Annotated in this window: 28 protein-coding genes and 1 other annotated feature; of the genes, 10 read left to right on the top strand and 18 right to left on the bottom strand. The window is 43.3% G+C overall.

The window, feature by feature from the left end:
- Positions 1 to 576: 576 nt before the first annotated feature.
- On the top strand, positions 577 to 729 hold the full coding sequence (locus NSQ55_RS12845) for a hypothetical protein (RefSeq protein WP_179086799.1): 153 nt from the start codon (positions 577 to 579) through the stop codon (positions 727 to 729).
- A gap of 120 nt (positions 730 to 849) precedes the next feature.
- Positions 850 to 1,008 (top strand): hypothetical protein, encoded by a 159-nt coding sequence (locus NSQ55_RS12840; protein WP_339173716.1) that lies wholly within the window; start codon positions 850 to 852, stop codon positions 1,006 to 1,008.
- A gap of 103 nt (positions 1,009 to 1,111) precedes the next feature.
- Here NSQ55_RS12840 and NSQ55_RS12835 read toward each other — a convergent pair whose 3' ends face one another.
- Together NSQ55_RS12835 and NSQ55_RS12830 are read right to left on the bottom strand one after the other, a co-directional pair.
- Positions 1,112 to 2,233 (bottom strand): DUF4179 domain-containing protein, encoded by a 1,122-nt coding sequence (locus NSQ55_RS12835; RefSeq protein WP_339173713.1) that lies wholly within the window; start codon positions 2,231 to 2,233, stop codon positions 1,112 to 1,114.
- Positions 2,226 to 2,762, bottom strand: a complete 537-nt coding sequence (locus tag NSQ55_RS12830; protein WP_036686352.1) for a sigma-70 family RNA polymerase sigma factor — start codon at positions 2,760 to 2,762, stop codon at positions 2,226 to 2,228. The genes NSQ55_RS12835 and NSQ55_RS12830 overlap by 8 nt, the downstream gene beginning before the upstream one ends.
- 224 nt (positions 2,763 to 2,986) lie before the next feature.
- Here NSQ55_RS12830 and NSQ55_RS12825 point away from each other — a divergent pair, with 224 nt between their 5' ends.
- Positions 2,987 to 3,370: a winged helix-turn-helix transcriptional regulator gene (locus NSQ55_RS12825; RefSeq protein WP_076125996.1), complete on the top strand. Its 384-nt coding sequence runs from the start codon at positions 2,987 to 2,989 to the stop codon at positions 3,368 to 3,370.
- A gap of 150 nt (positions 3,371 to 3,520) precedes the next feature.
- On the opposite strand, the gene NSQ55_RS12820 is transcribed toward NSQ55_RS12825, so the two are convergent.
- Complete coding sequence (locus NSQ55_RS12820; RefSeq protein ID WP_036686349.1) at positions 3,521 to 3,946, bottom strand: hypothetical protein; 426 nt, start codon at positions 3,944 to 3,946, stop codon at positions 3,521 to 3,523.
- A 197-nt stretch (positions 3,947 to 4,143) separates the two neighbouring features.
- Positions 4,144 to 4,426: a binding site (T-box leader), on the top strand.
- A gap of 102 nt (positions 4,427 to 4,528) precedes the next feature.
- On the opposite strand from NSQ55_RS12820, the gene trpS reads away from it, so the two are divergent.
- Positions 4,529 to 5,524 (top strand): tryptophan--tRNA ligase, encoded by a 996-nt coding sequence (gene trpS / locus NSQ55_RS12815; protein WP_339173709.1) that lies wholly within the window; start codon positions 4,529 to 4,531, stop codon positions 5,522 to 5,524.
- Positions 5,525 to 5,593: 69 nt separating this feature from the next.
- On the opposite strand, the gene NSQ55_RS12810 is transcribed toward trpS, so the two are convergent.
- The 3 genes from NSQ55_RS12810 to NSQ55_RS12800 form a co-directional block, all read right to left on the bottom strand.
- Complete coding sequence (locus tag NSQ55_RS12810; RefSeq protein WP_076189916.1) at positions 5,594 to 6,826, bottom strand: aminopeptidase; 1,233 nt, start codon at positions 6,824 to 6,826, stop codon at positions 5,594 to 5,596.
- A 104-nt stretch (positions 6,827 to 6,930) separates the two neighbouring features.
- Positions 6,931 to 7,389, bottom strand: a complete 459-nt coding sequence (locus NSQ55_RS12805) for a hypothetical protein (RefSeq protein WP_076219157.1) — start codon at positions 7,387 to 7,389, stop codon at positions 6,931 to 6,933.
- Between the two features lie 103 nt (positions 7,390 to 7,492).
- A complete protein-coding gene (locus NSQ55_RS12800) occupies positions 7,493 to 7,840 on the bottom strand; it encodes a hypothetical protein (protein WP_076125990.1) in 348 nt (115 codons plus the stop codon).
- Positions 7,841 to 7,992: 152 nt separating this feature from the next.
- Here NSQ55_RS12800 and NSQ55_RS12795 point away from each other — a divergent pair, with 152 nt between their 5' ends.
- Together NSQ55_RS12795 and NSQ55_RS12790 are read left to right on the top strand one after the other, a co-directional pair.
- Complete coding sequence (locus NSQ55_RS12795) at positions 7,993 to 9,129, top strand: VanZ family protein (protein WP_076125988.1); 1,137 nt, start codon at positions 7,993 to 7,995, stop codon at positions 9,127 to 9,129.
- An 87-nt stretch (positions 9,130 to 9,216) separates the two neighbouring features.
- Positions 9,217 to 10,656, top strand: a complete 1,440-nt coding sequence (locus NSQ55_RS12790; protein ID WP_339173704.1) for a serine hydrolase — start codon at positions 9,217 to 9,219, stop codon at positions 10,654 to 10,656.
- Between the two features lie 67 nt (positions 10,657 to 10,723).
- On the opposite strand, the gene NSQ55_RS12785 is transcribed toward NSQ55_RS12790, so the two are convergent.
- Positions 10,724 to 11,488 carry an exodeoxyribonuclease III gene (locus tag NSQ55_RS12785; protein ID WP_076126218.1) on the bottom strand — a complete coding sequence of 255 codons (765 nt, stop codon included), beginning with the start codon at positions 11,486 to 11,488 and terminating at the stop codon, positions 10,724 to 10,726.
- A gap of 191 nt (positions 11,489 to 11,679) precedes the next feature.
- Here NSQ55_RS12785 and NSQ55_RS12780 point away from each other — a divergent pair, with 191 nt between their 5' ends.
- Positions 11,680 to 12,825 (top strand): MFS transporter, encoded by a 1,146-nt coding sequence (locus tag NSQ55_RS12780; protein WP_076183499.1) that lies wholly within the window; start codon positions 11,680 to 11,682, stop codon positions 12,823 to 12,825.
- A 162-nt stretch (positions 12,826 to 12,987) separates the two neighbouring features.
- The gene (locus tag NSQ55_RS12775) at positions 12,988 to 13,275 is read left to right on the top strand and encodes a hypothetical protein (protein ID WP_076125983.1); all 288 of its coding nucleotides are present in this window, start codon (positions 12,988 to 12,990) and stop codon (positions 13,273 to 13,275) included.
- Positions 13,276 to 13,335: 60 nt separating this feature from the next.
- Here the strand turns inward: NSQ55_RS12775 and NSQ55_RS12770 are convergent, their stop codons facing one another.
- Positions 13,336 to 14,196 carry a helix-turn-helix transcriptional regulator gene (locus NSQ55_RS12770; RefSeq protein WP_076183496.1) on the bottom strand — a complete coding sequence of 287 codons (861 nt, stop codon included), beginning with the start codon at positions 14,194 to 14,196 and terminating at the stop codon, positions 13,336 to 13,338.
- A 127-nt stretch (positions 14,197 to 14,323) separates the two neighbouring features.
- Between NSQ55_RS12770 and fabF the strand changes: the two genes are divergently transcribed.
- Positions 14,324 to 15,562, top strand: coding sequence for a beta-ketoacyl-ACP synthase II (gene fabF, locus NSQ55_RS12765; protein ID WP_076183494.1), 1,239 nt, complete (start codon positions 14,324 to 14,326; stop codon positions 15,560 to 15,562).
- Positions 15,563 to 15,646: 84 nt separating this feature from the next.
- Here the strand turns inward: fabF and NSQ55_RS12760 are convergent, their stop codons facing one another.
- The 4 genes from NSQ55_RS12760 to NSQ55_RS12745 form a co-directional block, all read right to left on the bottom strand.
- Positions 15,647 to 17,113 carry a family 43 glycosylhydrolase gene (locus NSQ55_RS12760; RefSeq protein ID WP_076183492.1) on the bottom strand — a complete coding sequence of 489 codons (1,467 nt, stop codon included), beginning with the start codon at positions 17,111 to 17,113 and terminating at the stop codon, positions 15,647 to 15,649.
- 189 nt (positions 17,114 to 17,302) lie between these two features.
- On the bottom strand, positions 17,303 to 18,370 hold the full coding sequence (locus NSQ55_RS12755) for an ABC transporter ATP-binding protein (RefSeq protein WP_076135552.1): 1,068 nt from the start codon (positions 18,368 to 18,370) through the stop codon (positions 17,303 to 17,305).
- Positions 18,371 to 18,509: 139 nt separating this feature from the next.
- Complete coding sequence (locus tag NSQ55_RS12750; protein WP_076125975.1) at positions 18,510 to 19,049, bottom strand: HXXEE domain-containing protein; 540 nt, start codon at positions 19,047 to 19,049, stop codon at positions 18,510 to 18,512.
- A 67-nt stretch (positions 19,050 to 19,116) separates the two neighbouring features.
- Complete coding sequence (locus tag NSQ55_RS12745) at positions 19,117 to 20,115, bottom strand: aminoglycoside phosphotransferase family protein (protein ID WP_339173697.1); 999 nt, start codon at positions 20,113 to 20,115, stop codon at positions 19,117 to 19,119.
- A gap of 144 nt (positions 20,116 to 20,259) precedes the next feature.
- Between NSQ55_RS12745 and fabV the strand changes: the two genes are divergently transcribed.
- The gene (gene fabV / locus NSQ55_RS12740) at positions 20,260 to 21,450 is read left to right on the top strand and encodes an enoyl-ACP reductase FabV (protein WP_076183490.1); all 1,191 of its coding nucleotides are present in this window, start codon (positions 20,260 to 20,262) and stop codon (positions 21,448 to 21,450) included.
- 18 nt (positions 21,451 to 21,468) lie between these two features.
- Here fabV and NSQ55_RS12735 read toward each other — a convergent pair whose 3' ends face one another.
- The 6 genes from NSQ55_RS12735 to NSQ55_RS12710 form a co-directional block, all read right to left on the bottom strand.
- Positions 21,469 to 21,726, bottom strand: coding sequence for a DUF2164 domain-containing protein (locus tag NSQ55_RS12735; protein ID WP_076183488.1), 258 nt, complete (start codon positions 21,724 to 21,726; stop codon positions 21,469 to 21,471).
- A gap of 72 nt (positions 21,727 to 21,798) precedes the next feature.
- The gene (locus tag NSQ55_RS12730; protein WP_254857018.1) at positions 21,799 to 22,788 is read right to left on the bottom strand and encodes an aminoglycoside phosphotransferase family protein; all 990 of its coding nucleotides are present in this window, start codon (positions 22,786 to 22,788) and stop codon (positions 21,799 to 21,801) included.
- The gene (locus NSQ55_RS12725; protein WP_076101695.1) at positions 22,776 to 23,744 is read right to left on the bottom strand and encodes a sugar phosphate isomerase/epimerase; all 969 of its coding nucleotides are present in this window, start codon (positions 23,742 to 23,744) and stop codon (positions 22,776 to 22,778) included. The genes NSQ55_RS12730 and NSQ55_RS12725 overlap by 13 nt, the downstream gene beginning before the upstream one ends.
- 34 nt (positions 23,745 to 23,778) lie before the next feature.
- The gene (locus NSQ55_RS12720) at positions 23,779 to 24,849 is read right to left on the bottom strand and encodes a Gfo/Idh/MocA family oxidoreductase (protein WP_076183486.1); all 1,071 of its coding nucleotides are present in this window, start codon (positions 24,847 to 24,849) and stop codon (positions 23,779 to 23,781) included.
- A gap of 22 nt (positions 24,850 to 24,871) precedes the next feature.
- Positions 24,872 to 25,969 carry a Gfo/Idh/MocA family oxidoreductase gene (locus NSQ55_RS12715; RefSeq protein ID WP_036686323.1) on the bottom strand — a complete coding sequence of 366 codons (1,098 nt, stop codon included), beginning with the start codon at positions 25,967 to 25,969 and terminating at the stop codon, positions 24,872 to 24,874.
- Positions 25,962 to 26,729 (bottom strand): sugar phosphate isomerase/epimerase, encoded by a 768-nt coding sequence (locus NSQ55_RS12710; protein ID WP_076125967.1) that lies wholly within the window; start codon positions 26,727 to 26,729, stop codon positions 25,962 to 25,964. Before NSQ55_RS12710 ends, NSQ55_RS12715 begins: the two co-directional genes overlap by 8 nt.
- Positions 26,730 to 26,862: the final 133 nt, after the last annotated feature.

Genomic DNA, 26,862 nt, shown 5'->3' with positions numbered 1-26,862 from the left:
AACGAGAAAAGTTACTGACTTAGTAGTTGCCACACTAGCGTCACCTTTGCACCAAATTAGTGCCATATTAGTGCTACTAGCGCCATATTAACGCCATATTAGGACCACATTAGCACCACTTTTGTACGCCGAAATTACTCAGACGCTCAGACGGTGATTTACAGTTTAAAGTGCAGTATTTACGAGGTCAGATGGTGAGTTTACTGTGCAGTATTTACGAGGCCAGATGGTTCGGACTCAGGAGCCCTTATTTCGAAGAATCCGGGCATTTCGCAGTGCTATCGGACTCAGATGCAGCTATTCATCCCAATATGCTCATTTTGGGTGTGGATTTAGACCAATAAGAGCTATGCAGTCCGAAAACTCAGCAAAATGGTCAAAAAAGCCAAAATAGTTGCAATACAGTCCGTTAGGAGTGTTACGCGCGTGAGGAACATGAGGAGCATGAGAAACGTGAGGAGCATGAGAAACCTGATGAGCGTTATTAACTTAGTTGCCACATTAGCAACTCATTTGTACCGCACTAATGACACACTAACGCCACTTTTGTACACCCGAAATAGCTAAGACGCTCAGATGACGATTTTACAGTGCAGTATTTACGAGGCCAGATGGTTCGGACTCAGCAGCCCTTATTTCGAAGAATCCGGGCATTTCGCAGTGCTATCGGACACAGATGCAGCTATTCATCCCAATATGCTCATTTTGGGTGTGGATTTAGACCAATAAGAGCTATGCAGTCCGAAAACTCAGCAAAATGCTCAAAAAAGCTAAAATAGCTGCAATACAGTCCGTTAGGAGTGTTACGCGAGTGAGGAACATGAGAAACCTGAGAAACCTGAGGAGCCTGTGAAACGTGAGAAGCCTGTGAAACGTGAGAAGCCTGTGAAACGTGAGAAGCGTGAGGAACATGAGAAACCTGAGGAGCATTATGCACATACAATCCCGATAGGAGCATCAGGAGTTTGTTCTCATTTAACAAGTGGCGTGTTTGGTATTAAAAGGTAACTCGCAAAGTTAGTATAATGTCCCAACAATAACAAAAAGGCCGAACCAGCGGCCTTTTCTATATTACAACTCCCAACGCATATTCACTAATATCGCTTACCGCTCATTTTTTCAGAATATCAATATACTCTTCTTTCTCTCGATCTGCCCCCGCATTAAGTTTCAGTCGCAGTGACTTCGGGTGATCCAACACATTACTGCTGAAGTAACTTATAAATCCATCATCAGATCCACTACCAGAATTCGGATTAATTTTAATGTCGTGCTTCCCAACCTGCGCTGTTAATTCATAGGGGAGCTTTTGAAACAGTTCATTTCGGACGATCCAATCCGTTTTCAATTCCTCATTTATCGTAAATTTGAGCGCTATGCTTAACGGAGAAAGCTCGACTTCGGCTAGTTTTACTTCCTGTCCATCAATTATGAAAGGGTGGTCAACAACTAATGTCTCCGTCTTCAGCTCCCAAAACTTAGGATCAATAGAGAAGTTCACTTTTAAACGATCAGAATACCGCATGTCGGATAAAACCGTTCCTGTTTTCGGTTTACTTAACATTCCCGGGTCTACAGAGGCAATCTGAAAATCCGCCACTACATCTGTTGGCCTTGGTTTATTTCGGTCCAGTGAAAATACAGTTTTGCCGAGCCAAGTATATATGGTTCCCTCTGCGTGTGCTCCCATTCCGCCTCTATTCCCATTCTCCTCCATTACGTCTCGTCCAGTTTCAGCATCTGTCAGCTTCACACTATTTACACTGTACACTTCCTGACCATCACTTGTTGTCCCTGTATACAGCAGCATGATTTTATTTTCATCAGCAAGCACAGCATTTAGAGTAATTTTATATCCATTTGATTCAGCACTCTTATTAACGATTTGTACATAATCATTCCGGATTGCAGACTCTAGTGTAAGAGCATCAATATCAGCTGCAGCCAATGTTTTAAAAGGCTCCAATACGCCCCAATCGAACGTTTCAACACTCGAAGTCCCTTGCTGTGGCAACAGCTGGGTTGGATTGAAGAACAGCAAGCCCGCTATCATCACTGCAGCCGCCAGCACAGACATCGCGCTTTTTGTGAATATTAACCTTCTGCCACGTTTCTTGCCTAATTCCAAACCTGCTTGGATCGCATAGATTTGAGCGGCTGCATTCTCTATTTTTTGTTCTTGTGGGATACGTTCGGCATCGCTTAACATGGCAAGCTCCTCTTGACTACTCATTGTTCCATTCACCCCGATTCTTTATGATGGTTCGCAACTGCTTCAGCCCCTTATGCTGCCAAGTCTTAACCGTCCCCTCGGGTTTATTCATAATGTTAGCGATCTCAGTCAAGGTCATATCGTTGTAGTATTTTAGCAGCAGCACATGGCGATACTTGGGCTTAACCTGCTCGAGTGCCCACAGCATTTCCATCCGATGATGGCCAATGTGTGTGACCTGTTCTCCTATTCTTTCATCTACCAGCGGCATGGAACGTTTTCTCCGTCTTTGTTCATCTATGCAGACATAAATTAGAATTCGAATAATCCATGATTTGAATGCTTTGGGGTCCTTTAAAGTTTTTCTTTTAATCCAAGCCCGGCAAGTCATTTCCTGCATCGCTTCCAGCGCATCGTTTCGGTTACGCAAGTAACTATAAGCAATACTGTACAGTTGTTCTCTATGTACCAATATCGAATCGTAAAAATCCGTCTCGCTCCGAGTATCAAGAATCGTTACTTTTTTCATTTCTGCATTAGTCATCGTCATGTCCTTCCTTAGCCTCCTCTCTTCAACCTTTCATAGATTAAGACGGGGGAGGTATAGAAACGGTTTTTATTTCGTTTTGCTTTTTTTGCCCAAAGCTCTCTAAATTATAGCATTCTATAAAAATTGAACGAAAAATGTTATGATAGGTTAAATTGGACATAATCAATAGTACGCACTCAAAAGTGCCATAGGTGCTAAAAAGTACCCATACCTTGGAGGTTATCATGACAACAACATCTACAACAACTGTCAAGAAAAAATACAATATTTCTGTTGAAGCCACACTAGAGGTCATCGGAGGGAAATGGAAATGCGTAATTCTATGTCATTTAACTCATGGCAAAAAACGCACCTCCGAGTTAAAACAGTTGATGCCCGGCATTACTCAAAAAATGTTAACCCAGCAGCTACGCGAGCTTGAGGCAGATGGAATCATCAACCGAATTGTTTATAATCAGGTTCCACCAAAAGTAGAATACGAGCTTAGTGAATATGGGGATAGTTTAAGCGATATTTTGACTGCATTATGTAATTGGGGAGAACAACATATCATTAAACAATACGGTGATAAATACGCTGTTTTAGAGGATAACATCTTAAATAAATAAACCGCTATATCAAGGTAATGGTTGGAGATTTATGCTGTGAGAGTTGTACTTCAATTATATGCCCACGAAAAAAGGACAGCTGAATCAGATCGATTCAACTGTCCAAAGCTTTGATTCACCCGTCCCTTAAATGGCGCACAGGAACATAACTTAAATTACGCCCTCTCCTCCAATAGCAGTTGCTGTGAATGATATGGGTCCAAATAGATTAATAGGCAAGTTGCTATCATTCTGAATTACCAATTCATAGTTGTGGACTCCAATATAAGCACCATCGACCCACTGAGCACTTAATTGAATATCAGTAATTGTAGTAAAACGATAAAAGGATCTATAAATATCGACTCCAGCTCGTCGGATGATAACAAGAAATTGGCTATTAGCAAGTGCAGTAAGACTAAAACTACCATTTAACTCGACTCTACTGGAGAAAGAAGCCGGATTAGCCGGACTAATATTTACTTGTGCTGTGGCTAAACCCGCTCCAGCTCCAGGAATCCCTGCAACCGTTATAGCAGTAGTAAACGGATCTAACGGGATTTTTGCCTGTGACCCATAACTTATTATTGTCGCCATTTATCATCACTCCATTTCAAGGTTATAGAGTAGTATATTGTGAATCCGCAATGATAGATTGGACTAAATTCCTGATGATTATATACATTTAAGGTATACTTTGCTAGATCATATAAACCTAGATACCTCGTCAATCACCATACGATTTCCACTCATTGACAACACCCCTGTTCAGAATTACAATAATTCACATATCATGAACAACGATGACAAAGGGTAAGTAGACAGACGAACATGGTCTTCAGAGAGCCGGTGGTAGGTGCGAACCGGTGACCAGCGTATGCTCGAATGGCCTTTATAGTTGTTTTTCCGAACTATCTTAATGGATGCAGTAGGGAAAACCGGGGTTCCCGCCGTTATCAAGGGACCTGTATCGAGAATAAATTCAACCTCTCCATACAGGTAAGAGAAGATCGAAAGCCAAGAATCGTAAGGTGACACGATCATTTAAGGTGGTACCACGACAACTTCGTCCTTATTGGATGAGGTTTTTTTGTCATTTAAAGGAGGTGATGGCCATGGATGATGGCTGGTGGTGGCGACTCGAGTGTAACCAAATGCTAAATAACAGGAGGAATTTATATGATGAACGAACGTGTCTTAACTGGAGATCGAGTGACTGGAAAGCTTCACCTTGGCCATTACGCCGGCAGCTTGCAGACCCGAGTAGCCCTTCAGGAGCAATATGAAACTTTTGTGTTTTTGGCGGATATTCAAGCCCTAACGACCCATTTCGATCGTCCACAGCTGCTGGGTCAACATCTGCATGAGATCACACTGGACTATTTATCTGCGGGTATAAATCCGGAGAAAACAACTATATTTATTCAATCGATGATCCCTGAAATCGCAGAGCTGACCCTCTTGTTCTCTATGTTTGTTACTGTGAATTCTTTACGGCATAATCCCACGATTAAAGCCGAATCGAAAAATTCGAGCTTAGATGAATTGTATTACGGTTTTCTTGGTTATCCAGTTAGTCAGACTGCTGACATAACATTTTGTAAAGCAACGATCATTCCTGTAGGGGAAGACCAGCTCCCTCATCTGGAATTAACCCGCAAAATCGTCCGCAGATTCAACGAGCTGTACAGCCCGATACTGGTGGAACCCAGAGCACTGATCAGTGAGACGCCGAGACTTGTGGGTACGGATGGCAACGCTAAAATGAGTAAAAGCCTTGGCAATGCCATCGAGCTGGACTCCACTAAGGAAGAGATCATCTTTAAGATACGAAAAGCCACAACCGATCCAGCGCGTGTGCATAAAAATGATCCTGGACATCCAGATATCTGTCCTATTTTTGCTTATCATGGTGCTTTTCGCTCAGCGGGGGTAATCGAAATTCGTGAAGGCTGTGAGCAGGGTACTATGGGTTGTTCTGCTTGCAAACAGTTGATTTCGACAGCTCTAGATCAGCTTATAGAACCGATGCGAGAGCTTCGTTCCTATTATGCTACTAAGCCCAAGCTTGTGCAGGAAATCTTAATCTCTGGAACACAGCATGCCCGCAGCATTGCTCAAGAAACAATGGCCGAAGTACGTGAGGCTATGAGTCTTAACTATTTTTCAATCTAAAAATGACCAGTATAGGCACTCAAAAAAAGCCGGAATCTCATTGGAAGAGATCCGGCTTTTTTCTTCTCCTTACAACACCCAATTTCCCTTACGGAATACGGGTTCAATCGTGCCGTCCGCCAGCTCTCCGTCAATATCCAGCTCTGCTGAACCGATCATAAAATCGACATGAGTTAAGCTGACATTAGCTCCTCTAGCGACAAGCTCTTCGTTCGTAAGCTTTGTGCCGCCTTCAATATTTACAGGATAAGCACTTCCTAGCGCGAAATGGCAGGAGGCATTCTCATCAATCCCTGTATTGTAAAAAATGCGGTTCAAGCGAGAGATTGGAGAATCATGCTGCACTAAGGCTACCTCTCCTAGATAAGATGCACCTTCATCCGTTGCCAGCAGTGAGGTTAAATGTTCGCGTCCGGATTCAGCTTCATAAGCTACGACTTTCCCTTTTTCAAAAGTGAATGAAAGTCCTTCAACTAACCGTCCATTCAAATTAAGAGGGAGCGTGCTTCTAACTGTGCCATTAACGCCAGTCCGATGGGGCATGGAATAAATCTCTTCCGTTGGCATATTAGCTACAAAATATACGCCTTTATCATTCTCACCGCCACCCCCGCGCCATAAATGGCCTTCCGGAAGCTCTACATGCAGATCCGTTCCCGGAGCACGGTAATGCAAGCTTTTATAACGTTTAGCGTTCATTCTGTCCTGACTTTCTTTCAACTGACCAATATGCTCTCTCCAAGCAGCTACCGGATCATTGCTTCCCACACGATTCATCTGGAATACAGCTTCCCACATCGCCTCTACCCGCTCTTCTTCAGGAAGATCGGCAAAAACCTTGTTCGCCCAAGCACGTGTTGGCGCTTTGACCAGAGACCAGCTGATTTTGCTGTTCCGAGTATATTTGGAGTAGTTCTTGCGAGCAACAGCCGCTGCTTTGACTGCTCTAGATACCTTAGAAGAATCAATGCCATTAAACAGTTCAGGATCAGGTACTTTAATATGTAAGATGGCACCATTCTCTTCCGCGAATTTCTCCATCATCTCAGCCTGCCACTGTGGATAGTAATCGAAAGAATCCTCTGGGGCTTTTTCATAACGGATCCGTGTAGTTGCTTCATCGTCCCAGTCAACAATTACATATTTAGCTCCCGCTTCATAGGCTTTCGCTACAATCAAGCGAGTAAGTTCTGCGGTTTCTATCGGTGCATGTACCATAAGGACTTGTCCAGGCTGTACATTTACTCCAACTTTTACAACTAGGTTCGCATATTTCTCCAGCATTACTTCAAAATCTTTCATGAATTCTCTTCCTCCATCTCTAGGGTTGCTATAAGGACTCGGTCAGCTTCACTTCTTATTTTAACGCAAAACGAGGATAGTTGCGATTCGATTTAGATTCTCAGCTACTTCACTTCAGGTATTTCACCTGTATAGACACCTAGATCATTCTTATGAATCTCTACATTGGACGTTCCGATCTGCTTATCATTATGGTAAGCAATCACTGTGATCTTGGTATCCTGAGGTTCATCTATTTGCTTATTCCCCCCATCCATTGGACTCCAATAAATTTGATCTCCAGATTTGATTTTCAGCTCAAGACCTTTGTTATGCACCTTGTAGTCAGGGGGAGTCCATAACAATAAATTGCCGGATGTAGCCTGTATCTTAATAACATCCGCCCCTTCAGCAGTTATAAGCATAGGTAATCCTGGAGCACTACTATCAGTCACCCTGTATTCCGCTGTTGGGAACATAACATCCGGTTTCACCTCAAGTGATTGATTATTATGCCGCAAAATAAAGAAGAAAAAAAGTAAAATCGTTAAGCCCATGACGCCTCCGATGATTATTTTTTTCACTATTCAACCTCCCTTCCACCCTAATACTGTAACATATTTCCTTAATTTGGACAGTTATGAGCCAAATTAAGCGGCTCCCACGAGGAACCGCTCACTTCAATCCCTATTTTTTATCCACCTGTAACAGTGTCACTGTCTTCAAAGCATAAGTATGCATGATTTTATCCTCTGAAATTACATTCAACTTGGTCAAGCTTGCCACCTTTGCCGGATCTGATTTGGAGAGCAAACGCCACACTTCGGGGTCTGATAAGGTCTCATATAACTTTGCATCATCATATTCTTTGCGGTTTTGCACGACCAGCTTCACTTTATAGCTGCCAATTTCAGTCTCGTTAGTTTCCTGCTGACTACAATAATTTAAAATATCCTGACGAAGCTCGGCCAATTCTTTTTCAATATCCTTTTGCTTTTGCTTGAGCCGATAATACTGCTGAACCTTTTTCTCCATCCACTTCACGCTCCTTCATAGACATATGTATGCCGGAAACGTTCGATAAATTAGTTGAGTTCCCTATCATAAAAACTTATAATGAGCCGGGGATAGCTTATTTCCAAGTAGAGTCAAATTTCTTATAAAAACAATTCCACGGCAGGTGACTTATGTTTCATTCGTACTTTTTTCCAATTTCGTATGCGTTCATGATGTTTCCAATAGCAGCGCTGGTCTTCACACTACCTTTTCTTATCGTACAATACCGCAGACATGGCTATATACATAAGCTTAGAGCTTTAATCCTATATCTGCTGCTGCTCTATCTGATGAACGCTTATTTTCTTGTCTTGCTTCCTTTTCCATCCTCCCGGCACAATGCAGCACCTTCTGGGAGTATCGTCCAATTCATTCCCCTTCAGTTTATTCAGGATATTGTGGATGGATCGTCAATCATCCCTGATCAAATCTCGACCTACTGGTCATTACTGCGTGAGCCTGCATTTTTACAGGTCATTTTTAACGTTGCATTGACCGTACCGTTTGGAATGTTTTTGGGCTATTATTTTCGTACACGCTGGGTCGTGTGCATTCTACTATCCTTTGCCTTTTCCTTGTCCTTTGAGATCACGCAGATTACAGGAATTTATGGTTTCTTCGATCATCCTTACCGTCTTTTTGATGTCGATGATCTCATTACCAACACAATCGGAGGGATTTTTGGATTTCGAATTTCCATTTGGATCTCCGGGCTATTGCCACGTATAGAACAACTGGATACAAACATTGACCGCTCTGCCAAAAGAGTCTCCTATACCCGCAGAGGAATAGCTTTTCTAATCGATAGTATGGTGTGGAGCATCGGGTTTGGGGTACTCTTCGGATTCGATATAAAAGCTGCCTTCTGGATTGTAACTGGTATTTACTTCATGCTTGTTCCGGCTCTCACGGGCGGACGGACCTTAGGGAAATGGATGGTGCGGATTCGGGTGAAGAGCAGCGGGAATCATGCTTTTTTCTGGGCTCTGATGATCAGATATGGCCTGCTATATTGGGTGCTGCTTGGGATTCACGCTCTTTTGCTTGATTCCGCCCTTCTAGGGCATCTTTCCTCCGTATGGAATATGCTTATTCATCTGTTTGTTCTATTGATAGACTTGGCTTTCTTTATTCATTTAGTCATTAGTATATTCAAAAAAGAAACTCAGCTAATATATGAGAAACTAAGTCGAACTTCTCATGTTATTTCTTGGCCAGAGAAACGGCTCCAATCTGATGTATCCAGCAACAGCCCTGTAGAAAGCTAAACTAGTTATTATTTAAATGGTATTTTTACATTGGAAATTATTATAGAATTAGGAGGTGAGCATTCTCAAAATTTAGGAGATGAGCGTATGGAAACTACAAGCAGCTTGCAGTTATCTAGAAGTCTTCCAGAAAAACAGGGGATTTCATCAACCGCAATATCCCGCTTTATTAGTGCAGTAGAGGAACAAAATTTAGGCCTGCACAGCTTTATGCTACTACGACATGGTTATGTGGTCTCTGAAGGCTGGTGGGCTCCTTACAGGTCCGTTCTTCCGCATATGTTATTTTCCCTTAGCAAAAGCTTCACCTCAACCGCAATCGGGTTAGCTGTTACTGAGAAACTTGTCACCCTCGATGATTCTGTCCTCTCCTTTTTCCCTGAAGAGGCTCCTTCGATTATCACGGAGAATCTATCCAATATGACAATCAGACATCTATTGATGATGGGTACCGGGCATGTCGTGGATACTATGGACACCCTTCGCAAAAGTGCCGACGGGAATTGGGTGAAAGCTTTCTTCTCCGTCCCCGTCGAGAAACAACCGGGTACACATTTCCTATATAATACCGGTGCTACTTACATGCTGGCCGCGATCCTTCAACGGGTTACTGGCCAAACACTGCTAGAATATTTAGAACCGCGCCTCTTCGTTCCTCTGGGCATTCACGGTGCTACGTGGGAGTCTTGTCCACGTGGAATTAACACAGGGGGATTTGGCTTAAACATTACAACCGAGGATATCGCTAAATTCGGCCAGCTATACTTACAAAAAGGAATCTGGAATAATCAACGGGTACTGCCTGAAAAGTGGATTAATGAGGCTACTTCCAAACATATTTCCAATGGCGAAGGTGATCATGACTGGGCAATGGGATATGGGTATCAGTTCTGGCAATGCCAGCACGGTGCCTACCGGGCAGATGGCGCCTTCGGTCAACTCTGTATCGTGCTTCCGGAGCAAGATGCCGTAATTATTACTACCGCTGCATCAGACAGTATACAAGGAATGTTGAATGCTGTGTGGGAACATCTGCTTCCCGCGATGAAGCAAGCTCCCATGCCATTAGAGCCGGCTGCTTCTGTCCACTTGGTCGAACAATTAAAGAATTTATCTATCCAACCGCCACAACTGCAGCCCTCTTCATCACAAGAAGAAAGAATAAACGGCTTAACCTATAAGCTTGATGACAACCAATTTGCCTTGGACAGCTTCTCTATCTCTTTCAATAACAACGAAGCTGCAGTTACTTTCCAATCCAAGATTGGAGAGGAGTCTGTGATCCGTCTTGGTCGAGGGGAATGGCTCGAAAGCTTCGCACAGGTCATTGATGCTTCCTTGAACCGAATCATGTCCAGCTTTACTTGGGTTGCTGATGATCAGCTACAGCTCACTTTATTGTTTATTGAAATGCCTTTTTGCATAACTCTTGAAATAATCTTACTAGAGAATCAGCTAATTCTTAAACAAAAGTTTAATGTGAATATGGGACCGACTGAATTCCCTGAGATCATTGGCAGACTATAATTCTTAATGAATAAAAAAGGCCGCTTCGTCCTTTAAAGAGACTTAGCGGCCTTTTGAATATTCGATTCTAGCCTGTGAAATCAGCAAGCTTGAGGATGACCGGGCAATGATCGCTCCCCATAATGTGGCAATCAATTTGGGCATCGAGCAGATTAGGTGCAAGTCTAGAAGAAGCTAGGAAATAATCAATCCGCCAGCCTACATTCCGTTCTCTCACCTTCGGCATATAAGACCACCATGAATAAACGCCTTCAAGTTCTGGATGAAAATATCTAAAGGTATCTATGAAGCCGGACTCCAGCAGCGTACTCATTTTCCCTCTTTCTTCATCGGTAAAGCCAGAGTTTCCGCGGTTAGCTTTAGCATTTTTAATATCAATATCCTGATGGGCTACGTTCATATCGCCGCATACAACGACTGGTTTTAGCTTGTCCAGTTCCAGAAGGTAATTGCGGAAGCGATCCTCCCATTCCATTCTGTAATCCAATCTAGCCAGATCTCGTTTGGCATTTGGTGTATACACATTCACTAGATAGAATTGTTCGAACTCCAGCGTAATAATCCGGCCTTCCGCTTCCTCATCCTCTTCCATTCCGTATCTCGCAGAGATCGGCTTGATTTTGGTAAATATAGCTGTGCCTGAATACCCTTTTTTCACTGCATAATTCCAATATTGATAGTATTCTTCACCCTGTTCCAGAACAATCTGCCCTTCTTGCAGCTTCGTCTCCTGAACACAGAAAATATCTGCTTCTACTTCCTTAAAATAATCATCAAACCCTTTTTTCACACAGGCCCGAAGACCATTCACATTCCATGATACCAACTTTATCATTAACGTTTCTCCTTGCATTTTGCTTTGATAGTAACCAGTTTATCATATTACGGCCAGAAATTTATAGAGGGTTAGGGTCATCTTGAGCAGTTCCGCGAATAGATTTATATCCTAATCATTTATTATCCATGATACAATAGCAAAATTGACTCTATACAAATTTTCTAACACGTGAGGTAAAAAAACTTATGAATGCACCAAATCTTTTACGAGGGTTTAACTTTTTGTATTTTGCTCTACTAGCCATGTTTATTCCCTTTCTGCCAGTCTATCTAAGTGAACAAGGTCTAAGCCCATCGCAAATCGGCTTCATTATTGGAACTGGTGGTTTTGTTACCATCGTTGCCCAGCCTTTATGGGGGATGATCAGTGATAAAACCAAAACCATCCGCAAAGTGCTGTTAGCTCTGCTGTTATGCTCAGCGGTAACCGGATACTTTTTGTTCGATTCCAGCAGTTACGTTGTTCTCATTCTTTTTGCTATGCTGCTGTATTTCTTCTTGATGCCTATTGATCCGCTGACAGAAAGTTTGAATTTCCGAGTCTCTGAGGCGGCTGGAATTAGCTATGGTTCTATCCGAACATATGGTGCGCTAGGTTATGGTGTAATGGCTCTGATTACTGGCTATGTACTTGGTTTTTTCGGCTCTCATGGAATAGCTCTTCTGTTTGTTGCCATTTGCCTTATAAGCTTTATAGTAAGCTGGAACATGCCAGATGCCCCCGTCACAGGTAAGCCGGTCACGCTGGATAGCCTCAAGCACTTTTTTGGCAACAAAAAGACATTAATGTTTCTGGTGCTCATATTTATTAGCTCTGTACCCGCACGAATGAACGATACATTTATTGGAGTTTATATTCGTGAGCTTGGTGGCAGTCCTCAATTGGTAGGCCAATCATTTTTCCTCGCGGCAATAAGTGAAATCATTGTCTTTGCATTAAGCTTCTGGTGGTTGCGAAAAGGAAAAGAACTGATCATCATATCGATTTCCGGAGCCTTCTATTTCCTTCGTTTCTTGATTTCAGCTTGGATCATTGATCCACACTTGTTAGCGTATTTGCAGATTCTGCAAATTCTTACCTTCCCTGTGTTCTACTCGGCTGCTATTCAATACCTGTACAGCATTGTACCCGAGGAATGGCGTGCTACAGGGCAAACCGTCCTTGCACTATTATTCTTCGGTGTATCAGGTATCCTGGCTTCTTATGCTGGTGGGGCATTATATGATGCCTTTGGGGGTAAAGCTCTTTACTTAACGATCTCCGCAATGTCGTTTGTCGGCATGCTATTCGGATTGATACTGTATCTGATTTATCGTAAAAAAACGGAATAAGCGTACGAAAATAAACCGGGGATGTCCCAGCCGCTATCTAAGTGGCTATTGGACATCCCCGGTTTTTTCTATTAAAAAGTGCTAATTCACCATGGCATTCGCTCTAGCATTAATAGATTTTCAACATAGAATATCCTATCAAACGAAAAGGAGGTCGTTACTATGGCCATCGTATTACCGCTTCAATATTTCAATTTAGCCCCTGTCATTGGTAAATCTTATTATGAAAACCTTGCAGGTGGAATTAACGCTGCTGTTACAGTGAACAATAACTCCAACTTCCCAGTAGATTTAGTAATCACTCGTGTGAATGCTCCAGTTATCACATACACGATTCCAGCATTCAATAGCCTTACGCTTGCAGTTCATGCCCTTTTGGTAGCTGCACTCTTAAGTACTCCTGCTGGCACCACATTCGGAACTATTGAAATTTCAACATCAGATTTCTAATAGTGTAGCATTAAGCATCTCTAGCTGGAAGTACAGCTAGGGATGCTTCTCTATGTGAATCTAGCTTAATCCTTCTATTGTGTGCTGCTCCATAAGCTGCTTTAGCTTGGTTTCAGTATTCGAATCTCCCGCAGGAGTATAGATGCTGCAGCGTAAATCTGCACTGCCATGAACCTGCAAAGAGGTTAGATGAAATAACATTTTCCCCGCCTTGCCATGTCTGAATTCTAGTAACACATCCGGGGCCGAGCTAACCCTACTTTTCTCCCACATCTCATTAAAAGCCGGATGCAATTCTTTCAATTCCTCTATAAATTCATCATACCAATGATCCTCTACATACTGTCCGTAATACGCTCTGAAGATAGAAAGATATCCGCTGACGAATTGTTCCCAATTCACTGCTAAGCGCCTAAACTCCTTACGAACAAATAACAATCGGATCATATTCCGCTCTTCGATGGGCAGCTTTGAGAAATCAAGAAAAACATGGGCGGCAGCTTCATTCCAACCGACGATTCCGCAACGTCTATCAGAGATTATCGTAGGACAATATTTAAGTTCCTGTAAAATTTTCTGCAGCGAAGGACTAATTACAGAAGATTCATCTTGCGGATAGGGTGTGGTGCCGGTTCCAGTTTCTAAAGCCAGTGCAAAAAGATACTTCCGCTCATCTTTAGTCAGCCTAAGTGCAGTGGCAATACAGTCCAAAACAGATGACGAGACTTTTATATCTCTGCCTTGTTCAAGCCACGTATACCAGGTACTGCTTACCCCTGCAAGCTGTGCAACCTCTTCCCTGCGGAGTCCTGGCGTTCTTCTGCGTGTGCCTTCTGGCAAGCCTACAGAGCTTGGTGAAATTGCCGCACGACGTGCTTTCAAAAAATCGGATAATGCTTGTAATCTTGTTTGATTAGCCATAAGCTACCTCCACTTTGGGATTCCTGTTCCTTTAGTATAGTACAAATTATACTAGGATAAACGATAACTTGTAATAGGATAAATAAAGTGGAAAAATACTAGTATACACTAGCTGAGGAGGTTCATTATGGAACGCGTAGTGATTACAGGCATGGGCTTAATCTCACCACTTGGAAATACAATCGGGCAATTTTGGGATCGGCTAATTTCTGGTGAATCGGGTATATCCCCGATCTCTTCATTTGATACAACAGGTTTTAAGACAAAGATTGCTGGCGAAGTACGTGATTTCGATGCAGAGGGCAGATTTGGCCGTAAAGAGGCACGCCGAATGGACAGGTTCAGTCAGTTTGCCCTCGCAGCTACTGAAGAGGCTTGGAAACATTCTGGCCTCCAGCTTGATAAGATTGACAAGGAGAGACTTGGCGTTTATGTAGGATCTGGCGTTGGAGGAATTCAGACCTTGATGGATCAAGGTACGGTCCTCAAAGATCGTGGACCTGATCGAGTCAGCCCTACCTTAATTCCCATGATGATCTCCAATATGGCTGCGGCGATGATCAGCATTAAATTTGGGGCTCTCGGCCCGACCATGTCTCCAGTAACAGCTTGTTCTATTGGAAATACTGCAATTGGCGAGGCCTTCCGTTTAATTCGTTATGGCGGTGCGGACATCGTTATAGCCGGGGGTTCTGAGGCTGCTATTACTGGAATCTCGCTGGCCAGCTTCGGGAATGCCACCTCTTTATCTACACGAAATGAAGAGCCTACTAAAGCGAGCCGCCCTTTCGATGGAGGACGGGATGGCTTTGTAATCGGTGAAGGTGGCGGCATAGTCATTCTTGAGTCACTCTCCCATGCTCAGCGTAGAAACGCCAAGATTCACGGCGAAGTGATCGGGTATGGTGCTAGCTCTGATGCTTATCATATGGTTGCCACTCATCCAGAGGGAATTGGTGCCTATCAAGCTATGAAGTTAGCGCTAAATGAAGCTAATCTCCAGCCCCACAACGTAGATGTAATCAGTGCGCATGCGACAAGTACAGTAGTAGGAGACCATTCTGAAACCCTAGCGATTAAAAAATTATTTGGCGAGCATGCCTACCACATCCCCGTAACCGCTAATAAGTCCATGACTGGACATGCTTTAGGGGCCGCTGGCGGCTTAGAAGCCATCGCTTTAGTTAAGAGTATCCAAGAAGGGATCATTCCTCCTACCATCAATCAGGACACGCCTGATTCCATCTGTGATTTGGATTACGTACCTAACAATGCACGAAAAGCTAATCTCGAAATAGGCATCTCCAATTCATTTGGCTTCGGCGGCCATAATGCTGTTATTGTGATCCGAAAGTTCGTAGACTAATCTTACATTATAAAAGGGGTTTCAACTTAGCCATAACACATGACTAGTTGAAACCCCTTCTGCTGTTAATCCTTTTAAACTATCTTATTCCGAAGGTGATACATGACTTCCCCAGATAGAGATCCCTTCATTAGAAACCGCGGTGAACGTCATAACATTACTGGCTGTAGCTTCATTCCACTCTTTCAGGAACACACCCTTATAAGTAGAACCACCTATCGTTAATTCTGCAGTATGATCGTCGATAAGCTTCCACTTGCCCTTTACTGCGCCTTTGATTTTACCACTCTTCGTCAATTGAATTAGCTCCGATTGCACGATATCTGCCGTAATTTCTTTATTATGATTCACATATTTGTATTCGCCTGCGATTTGCTCTTTCGTATATTTATCAATGGTCTCGCCACCATAACGGTGTGGTGCGACCACCGGCCAGCCATCAGCGTTCATGAACATCTGGTGTACTCTAACCTCATGCTTTTCACCACGATTCGGGAACCGTGTATGGAAGATCAAATAATACTTGCCAGTCTCTTCATCGTAAAATGCGGAGTTATGTCCTGGTGATACATATCCTTCCCCACTTACTGGGAGCTCATCATCATTATTCAGGAATTCGAAATTCCCCATGAGTTTAACTCCGTAAGGAGCATAAGCAGGATCATCAAACAATATGCCAGCTGTGCCCTGTGAATCGATCATATCTTGGCCCTCAGAATCTTCAAAAGGTCCATCAGGTGTCTTCGAGCGAGCTACACGGATGTTATATCCGCCATCAGCAGCCAGCCCACCGTAGGATAGGAACAGGTAGTAGTAATCCGTCTCAGGACTGTACAGCATATAGGGAGCTTCTATCCGCGCATGATTTGCGCCTAAAAGCTTTTTGCCATAACCTTGATCTGGCAGTGGGAATCCTGTGCTTGTATCCAGTTCCATAATAAAAATACCACCGGAATAAGAACCATACACCATCCACAATCTTCCTTCTTTATCAAAGAACACATCCGGATCTACAACATTCGGCTTTTGTGTGGCATCATAAGTTTCTCCGTCATCGCCTACGCCCACCATACCGGACTTTAAGAAGATCCCTTTGTTCTTATAAGGACCTTCAATCTGGTCTGACACGGCTATACCAAGTGCTGATAATGGGGAATCACCTTTACACGCGTTGTAATACATATAATATTTGCCATCCGCCAATTGAATGACATCCGGTGCCCATAAAGTGTCCGTCTTTCCCCAGGTCAAGGCCTCTTTTAATTCCTCTTTGACATTCGGGATGAGTACGTTTCCATCAACAACTCCTGAGGACAATTGAGTCCAGGACATCAGGTCGTCGGATTTAGCAGAAGCCAAATGCGAGCCAAACACATAGTACTTATTATCAGCCAAAATAATGGAAGGATCATGTACAGAAACATTCTTGAAGACAGGCTGAACAGGCTCAGGTCCGCTGTTTGTGTTGCCAGAATTAGCCGTGTCGTTGTTGCACGCGGTTACAGCTAATAATGAAACACTAAGTAAAGTAGTAATAATTATCTTCTTCATCGTTATACCCCCTATGTATGCCTTTTCATTTTGAGATGAAAACGATAAATAGTCAACCCTTTTATTTAATTAAGTTCGTATTAATTCATATTTATTTAAATTATAGTGAACATTGTAGAAAATAAAAAAAACGCTAAGCCAACTAAATGGCCTAGCGTTTCCTCTTATTATTTAGTTAAAACAAGTTGCTTACTTAGCGCCTTCTTGCACTAAAACTGGCTCTGGATAAGCGTTCTTAAGTATACGTTGTCTATTCTTAACGACTGTCGGCGGTTCCACCTTAGGTGCCATCGGATGCATTAACCAAGACTTCACCATATGGGTATCCGAAACCTTATACATTGGAGGCTCTTTCTCCATATCGATTTGCATCGCATAGGTGCTGCGAAGTGCGAAGGCATCACCCTTAGGCGGTTTGATCAAATCTGGAGGGGTACCAGGAATCGCGGTAAGCAAAGAACCTTTGCTCTCTAAACTTGGCATGGATGCAAGCAATCCCCAAGTGTAAGGATGTCTTGGATCGTAGAAGATCTCTTCTGCAGTTCCCATTTCAACAATTTGTCCGGCATACATTACCGCTACACGATCCGCCATTCTTGCTACAACACCAAGATCATGGGTGATAAAAATAATCGCCGTATCAATCTTCTTCTGCAATTCCTTCATCAGGTCAAGAATCTGTGCCTGAATGGTAACGTCGAGCGCTGTAGTTGGCTCATCCGCAATCAGAAGCTTAGGGTTTGCTGCAAGTGCCATTGCGATAACGACACGTTGACGCATACCGCCACTGAACTCATGCGGATATTGATTGAAGCGGCGCTCTGGTGAAGGAATACCTACTAGCGTAAGCAGTTCAACCCCACGTTTATTGGCAGCTTCTTTGGAGATTTTCTCATGTTTGTGCAGTACTTCAGTAATTTGTCTGCCGACCTTCATCATCGGGTTCAAGGAAGTCATCGGATCCTGAAAAATCATACCGATCTCTTTACCACGAATCTTCTGCATTTGCTTCTCAGTCTTACCGATCAAATCTTGTCCATCAAATAAAATTTGTCCACGTTTATATTCTCCTGGCGGCGTTGGAACTAACTTCATTACCGCTTGTGAAGTTACACTTTTACCGGAACCGGATTCCCCAACTATCGCTAGAGTTTCACCTTTATCTACATGGAAGCTAACACCACGGATCGCTTGTACTTCTCCACCGTGTGTTTTGAATGATATCGCTAGATCTTTTACCTCTAAAAGGCGCTCCATCTTGTCACCCTCTCATTTCCTCGTCAATTATGATAATGATTCTCACCAAGTTGTAAGCAATAAGTATTATTTTATCTAGTTCTAAGGGTTCTAGTCAAGATTTTTCTGAAAAAGATATGGCCAGCAGCAGCCTTATGTACTAGTTCTGTTTAATGCGAGTTCTATTCTTCACTAACAACCACAATATTGGCGGAAGCAGCAAAAGAACTAACAGCAGAGACCATCCGATATCTCCAAGAGATACCAAGTTGTCATTCAATAGTCGATAATACGCATAAAGAGAATAGGGAAGAACTACTAGTACTGCTGTAACTACCCCTGGTGTATATATCTTTAAATATATCGTCTGTCCTAGATGAGTAAATACATGTAAGAAAAATACCGCAAGCACTGCCAAGTACAATAAGTAATTAGAAAAGAATACTGCAATACAAGTTACCGTCACTATAAAAATATACACGAATAATACGTCCATTGCAAAATTACGTGTAGTCATTTGTAACATCGAATGATACGTCTTGCGCATAAACGAAGGAATTGCGTCCTCTAACCTGGTTCTATACTTTGCCCCCCATGCTTCAATCGTTAATATTTCTTCAAAATCATGAAACATAAATAGGATCGGCAACAGCCACAGCAAACTTACGATATCTATATGTACACTTAGCCACTCAAACATGAGAATCCTCTCCCTTCTCCTGCTCAGCCTCCTTACCTTCTTATGTTGTAATCTTGCTGAAAATGTCCTAACCCATGAAACGTTCCCAACCTTCCAGCAGATTATCCTGTGCCCACTGGAAATGGCCTTGGCTATCGTATTTACGCGAATAACACTCAATGAAATAAATTAAATCGATATATAAGTCGTAGAGCTTTTTGCGTGCACATTCATTAGGGCTATCAAAGCTGTCCCCATAACCTCTACAGAAATGCTCAGAATTCTCAATATAGCGAAAATAATATTCCATAAGGTGATCGCCCCATAACGCCCGTTCCCAATCGATTAAGGCAACAATGCTTCCCTCTCGCACAAACACATTCCCATCCCATAGATCCCAGTGAACTAAACGTGGCTCAGTGACCACATCCATCACATGTATACGGCTGTTGATCTCCGCCTCAATCTTTTCTAAAGGAATGGGCATCTTTGCCTCTAAGCGCCGAGCATCATCAAGGAGGTTGCCAATCAAATTTTGAAAGGTTTCCCGCCAAGAAGTCCCCTTTATCTTCGAGGATACATTAAATAATCCGAAATGATCCCCTTGAATCTCATTGATAATCCGGCTATAACGACCTAATTCTTCCTCAATACAACTTCTTTGCTGCGGACTAAGCTCTTCCTTAATTTCATTATAGGGCTGGCCGATTATTTTCTCCATGAAAAAAAAGTCACTCGATATTAAATTTCTGCTGTTATCATAAGCGTATACCTCAGGTACAGGTACCGTTCCTTTAGACTTCATTAGCTGCATTGCCGCAACCTCTGTAGCCATGATATCGTGCTCGTAACTTAGCGTGTCTGTCTCATCGGATGGCGATATTTTAAGGATCGTAGCTCTGCCATCTGACAATAGGAGGTCATAAGCTGCGTTGAAATAACCTCCCGTCAATTCCGTACTTTGAATGATTTTCACATGGCTTCCAAAAGCAGCACCCACCAGGATGTCCTGCTGCTCAACCGTTAATTTTGTTTTAGTCTGACTTTCCAAGACTTCACCACCATACAGAGTTAAGTAAAAATGCAAAAATCCAACCTCATAAAAGCCCGGGATTCATTGTATTTGATATAAGAAAGATAAACAATCCTTCTCCATTGGAATGAAAATTGTTAAAATTAGAAATAACACGTATCATTAGCTGCTTTTCATGAAAGAGAGGAAACTATTATTATGATCATAAAACCTAGAACACGTGGCTTTATATGTACAACCGCACATCCGCAAGGCTGCGCTCGTCAAGTCGAGCGGCAAATTGAGTATATTAAGGCACAACCCGCGATCCAAGGACCCCGGAAGGTGCTTGTCATTGGCGCATCCACAGGCTACGGCCTCGCCTCACGGGTTACAGCCGCCTTTGGGGCTGGAGCCAGCACAGTAGGCGTATATCGGCCGAGCAGCAGCAATGGAGCCCGTACAGCCTCTGCTGGGTGGTACAATTCCGCCGCCTTCGAACAACTTGCGGAGTCTGCAGGCCTGCAATCCTACAGCGTTACCGGAGATGCTTACTCCAAAGAGACCAAAGAAAGAACGATTCAGCTGATCCGCAGCGAATTAGGACAAGTCGATTTGGTCATCTACAGTGTTGCTTCTGGGCGCCGTACAGACCCGGAGACAGGTGAAGTATATAACTCTGTTCTCAAACCTATTGGCGACACCTTTACCAACAAAACTGTAAATTTTCATACGGGTGAAGTCACTCAAATCTCCATCGAACCCGCGACCGATAAGGAAGTTCATGATACCGTACGGGTGATGGGCGGTGATGATTGGCAGTTATGGATAGAAGCACTCCAGCAAGCCGGAGTATTAGCTGATCACGCAACCACTATTGCTTATTCGTATATCGGATCAGAGCTTACTCAAGCCGTATATCGCCAGGGAACGATTGGACTTGCTAAAGACCATCTCGAAGCTACGGCAAGAACACTTAACGAAGCGTTAGCTGTTACTCACGGTAGAGCTTATGTAGCGGTCACAAAAGGTCTTGTCACACAATCCAGCTCGGCGATTCCTGTCGTGCCCCTCTATATTTCCGCCCTTTACAAAGTCATGAAAGAGCACGGTCTTCATGAAGGTTGTATTGAGCAAACCTATCGGTTGTTTGCTGAACATCTCTACGCAGCGAAAGGAACTCCTGTGGATGAAGAAGGGCGTATCCGTATAGATGATTGGGAATTGTCTCCGGCAGTCCAGCAAGAAGTTATAGAAATCTGGGACCAGCTTACTTCAGACAATATCTACGACCTAACGGATCTGCATAGCTATAAACAGGAATTCTTCCAGCTATTTGGATTCGAGACTGAAGGTGTAGATTACGAAGCTGATACTGATCCAGACGTAACTGTTATAAATCTGCACTAAAATTTATCGTGTTTTAGATTATCTTCTGCCTGAGGATAAGGGTTGTTCGAGAGCATACATTTCCTCTTCCAGAGAAATCATCTTTTGCTCAATCATTTTTCGTGCATCTGCCAACGCTTGATTGTAAATATAAGGCGAAAGTTCTTTGAGCATAAAATCGAGAAGGTTCTCGCTGGCTAATTGCCCAATTTCACTGGACAGCTCTATATCAAAATATTCTTGAATACTAGCTGTAATCTGAAGCTTATGTTCTCTCGGTATTTTTAACGGCTGCATGGTAAACCTCCAATCTAATTAGTTACAGGAAAATGACGTGCTTTCGCACGTCATTTTTCACACCTATAACCTTCATTCACTGCTGCCTTTAAAACGGTTCCAACCCTCAGTCAAGTTATCATGCGTCCAACGGACATAACCTTCGTCTGCATATTTGCGTGAATAACATTCGATAGTAAGAATAAGATCAAGATAAAGATCATAAAGCTTCTTCCGCTGAATCTCGTTCGGACTGTCGTAGGTTGTTCCGTACCCCTTATAGAAACCGGCAGAATTCTCAAAATGCCTAAAATAATACTCCATCAGCACATCGCCCCATAGGGCTCTCTCCCAGTCAATCAGCGATACGATGACTCCATCCTTCACAAATACATTCCCATTCCATAAATCCCAATGCACCAGTCGTGGCTCGGTTACAGCATCTAATGCAGGGAGATACTTGGAAACCTCCTGCATTATCTCTTCACTGGACGCAGGGAGCTGTGCATTCAGCCTCTTGGCATCAGCAAGTACACTTCCCATCAGGCATGAAAAGGTCTCTCTCCACGAGGCTCTTGGCTCCTCTGAATCCGTTCCAAAAATGCCAAAACGTTCTCCGCGTATCTCATTGATTATGCGATTGTAACGCCCCAGCTCAGTTTCGATAGCGTCTCTCTCCGGAAGTGAAAGACTCTCCTTTACATCACTGTAGGGCTGGCCTTCCAACCTCTCCATAAAGAAATACGGAATAGGAATGAGCAGCAGACTTTCATCATAATGGTAGACGGCAGGCACGGGCACAACACCCTTATCTGCAACCATACGGAGAGCTTCCACTTCAGTTCTCATAATGTTCTTCTCGTAACTTAACGTATCTGTCTCCACAGCAGGGGCAACCTTTAGAATGACAGATTTCCCAGTGCTGAGTTCCAAATCATAGGCTGTATTAAAAAAGCCTCCCGTAAGTTCTGAACTAAGGTTAACCGCAGTTTCTGAACCGAAAACCGCTTTCACCAAAATATCCAGCTGTTCATCATTTAATTTAACTTTCGTGAAGCTCTCCATTTCGTTTAAACCCACCACATTTCTGTCAGTGGCTCCTCAATCAATACTTGTTGAAGGTTACTTACAGCTTTGGAGAAACCTTCTTCAATAGACATCAGCCCATCTTCATGCTCAATACTAACCACATAGTCATACCCAACCAAACGAAGTGCACTAATAATGTCAGCCCAAGTCTTAAGATCATGTCCAAAACCGACAGAACGGAACTGCCAAGCACGGTCAAGCATCTTGGTATACGACTGCATATCAGTTAATCCGTGCATATTGACATTCACAGGATCAATAACGGTATCCTTCGCATGGAAGTGATGAATTGCACCTTGGCGTCCCAAAATATGAATCGCTTGCACAGGATCAATTCCTTGCCACCACATGTGACTCGGATCAAGGTTCGCACCGATCACTTCACCTGCTGCTTCTCTCAGCCGCAGCAGAGTACCTGGTGTGTGTACAGAGAATCCGCCATGCAGCTCAAGACCTACCTTTACATCATGCTGAGCGGCAAAGGCACCCCATTCTTTCCAATAAGGAATAACCTTGTTCTCCCATTGCCAGTCCAGAATTTCTTGATAATCATTGGGCCATGGAGCTACAGGCCAGTTCGGATATTTAGCACCCTCATGATCTCCAGGACATCCAGAGAAGGTATTCACAACCGGAACCCCTAGCTTCTGCGCCAATTTGACCGAGTTTACGAAATCCTCATGATCCTTTTGAGCAAGTTCTTTTTGCGGGTGCAATGGGTTACCGTGGCAGCTCAAAGCACTGATTGTAAGTCCGCGAGATTCCACGGCATGTTTGAATTCTTGTAAGGCTGTTTCATTCTCCAGCAGCATTTTAGGGTCGCAGTGGCTGTTGCCAGGATTGCCTCCCGTACCGATTTCTACCGCCTTTAGCCCTTTGGATACTACGTAATCAAGAGCATCCTCCAGCTTACGACCTCCAAACAAGACCATAAATACTCCAAGTTTCATTGTAGGCCACCTCCTCTTGGAAATAGTTTACTTATTATTTATCGTAGATATCAAAATTCTTCACCACTTGATTACTCTCAGCAGCTTCAAAAATAACTTCAATCAAATTCTGTACCCGCATAACCTCAGCGTTCTTAACGATAGGTTCTGCAGTACCCTCAATGACAGCAGCGAAATTATCATAAAAGCTAGAGCTTAACTCCGACGGCTGAGGTAATTCCTCAGTGATCGTTGCCCCCTCCGATGGAGGTGCCATAGTTTTAGTTAGTCCTACACCTGCACGAATCGGCTTCGGTTCGATTTTTTCACCTGCGTTATTTCTGGTCACCAATCTTCCTGTTAAAGACCAGTCTTCAATAATTCCAGTGCCTTCGATACCCTTCACATACCATCTTGGCAAAGTAATAAAGTTAGTCGTCCCAACCTCTACGATCGCTTTAATCCCATTCTCAAATTGCAGAATAGCTTCAAAACCGTCATCGACATCGTTTCCTAAAATAAAGCTTAGACTACTGCTCACACTGGTGATTTTGCTATCAATCATGAATAATAGCTGGTCCAATAAGTGAACGCCCCAATCCAGCAGCATCCCTCCGCCTTGTGCCTTAACATGACGCCAGTCTCCAGGAATTCCGTTCGCTCCGTGCACGCGGGATTCGATCTGGAATAGGGATCCAATCGTCTCCTCGTCGTACATTTTTTTAATAGTTAGAAAATCTTCATCCCAACGTCTGTTCTGATGCACCATAAACACACGTCCGGCTTTATCAGCCGCCGCCAGTATTTCTTGAAATTCAACCTTTGATAGAGCAACTGGCTTCTCACAAATGACATGTTTGCCAGCTTGTAATGCACGAATCGCAATTTCTTTGTGCACATCGTTCGGTGTGGCAATTAGAATAATTTCGACCGAAGAATCTGCCAATACTTCTTCATAACTTTGGTACGCCTTGTAGCCAGCGTCGTTGGAATTGGTACGACGTGCTTCAAGCACATCGTACGTTCCAACTACGATTAAGGTAGAGGTCTCTTTTATCAATCCTGCGTGATAACTTCCCATTCCTCCAAAACCAACAATGACTACAGAATGTCTGTTTGAACTCATGAACTTCACACCTGCTTCTCGTTTAGTTATCTGATGTTCCGTCAAAATACACAGCACGACCTGTACGGGAAGATTCGTAAATAGCCTCCAAAATTTGGGTAACGACAAGGGCTTGTTCAGGTTTAACTACTGGTTCTTTATCTTCCCGAACTGCTTCAAGCCACAAGCGAGCTTCACGATCAGATTCACTCTCTTGTCCTCCGTTAAAGAAAGCTACTCCCCCTGCGGACAAGTCAATTTTAGTCTCGTATAGACGGCCACCACGGTCACCATTTAAGCGTAACCCGTCCTTCATATCTGCGCCACCCTCTGTACCTGCTAGGAGCGTCTTCGCTTCTCCAAATTCAGATACATTAAGAGCCCAGCTTGATTCCAGTACAATTGTAGCACCATTTTCCATGGTAATAAATCCAAATGCTGAATCTTCTACTTTAAATTGTTCAGGGTCCCATGGACCAAAGGCATTTCCGCCGTTTTTACGGTTACCGAGCTTATGGAAAGTCGAGCCCATAACACTACGCGGTTTATAATTGTCCATCATCCATAATGTTAGATCAAGCGCATGCGTACCGATATCGATCAGCGGACCGCCGCCTTGCTTTTCTTCATCCAGGAATACACCCCATGTAGGAACCGCACGACGACGAACGGCAATCGCTTTTGCATAATAGATCTCACCAAGCTCACCGTTTTCACAAACGTCTTTAAGATATTCACTATCCGCACGATAACGGTTCTGATAAGCTACAGACAATTTCATGCCAGTGCGTTTGGCAGCCTCTAACATTTCCTGTGCTTGAGCTGTAGTCTTCGCCATTGGCTTCTCACACATTACATGATTGCCAGCTTCCAATGCTGCGATTGTGATCACGGAGTGACTGTCATTCGGTGTACATACATGCACGATATCGAATCCTCCGGCTTTCAAAAGCTCTTGATAATCTGTATATACAGCCGCGCCTTCAGCACCATAGGTTTTTGCTGCTTCCTGTGCACGTTCTTCGACGATATCACAGAAGGCTACCATTTCAGCATCTGCTTGACGTGACAAACTTGGCATATGTTTTCCATTAGCAATTCCACCGCAACCGACAATAGCAATTCTCAACTTTTTAGACATGAACATTTCCCCCTTGATTAGCGTATGCTTTTACCCATTTCAAACTATCTTCTACACTTCCTAATGGTGAACGGCTGCAATAATCCTGCTCCACTACCGCCCACTCTACCTTTGCCTGTACAGCCGCATCAAGAATTGCTGTAAGGTTTACTTCTCCTTCGCCTAGAACAACCGTTTCCGGTGAACCATCCTCATGTTTCTTCAAATCTTTAAGATGGATGATTGGCAACCGGCCAGCGTATTTGTTGATATATTCTACGGCATCATAACCTGCATGATGTACCCAGCATGTATCCATTTCAACTTGCAGCAAATCAGCTGGCACCTCTTCAAATAAACCGTCAAACGCTGTACGGTCACCATATCGATCAGTTAACTCAAAGTCATGATTATGGTACAAAAGAACCGCTCCACGCGCCTTACACTTTTCTCCAATAATCTTCAGATTCGCAGCAACTTCTTCATAGTTACGTTGTTCTTCTGACAGATACGGCACAATTAGATGATGATTTCCAATCTCCAGGTTGTACGCGATCTCTGCCTCTGTATCATTCAACAACGCGTCATAGGGACGGTGTGCGCCCAGCGCTACTAGTCCAAGTTCATCAAGCAATTGTTTGACTTCTGCTGCGCTACGGCCGAAGTAATGGAAAAACTCCACACCTTTATAACCAAGGGCTGCTACTTTACGCAGTGTCCCTTCAAAATCCTGTTCCAGTTCTTCTCTGAGCGTATACAATTGCAGGCCTATCTTCAGCATTTTCGAATCACTCCAATTGGATTTAAAGTTAGCTTTCTGTAGTGACAATCACTTGAACAATAATGCTGTAACAGAATTGACTAATCTGATTCACATTAGTTTCCTTAAACTGTCATTCTTGTAAGCACAGCTA

It is taken from the genome of Paenibacillus sp. FSL H7-0943, assembly GCF_037963265.1.
GTDB classification, from domain to species: domain Bacteria; phylum Bacillota; class Bacilli; order Paenibacillales; family Paenibacillaceae; genus Paenibacillus_AQ; species Paenibacillus_AQ odorifer.
This window is presented reverse-complemented; position numbering and strand designations above follow the sequence as displayed.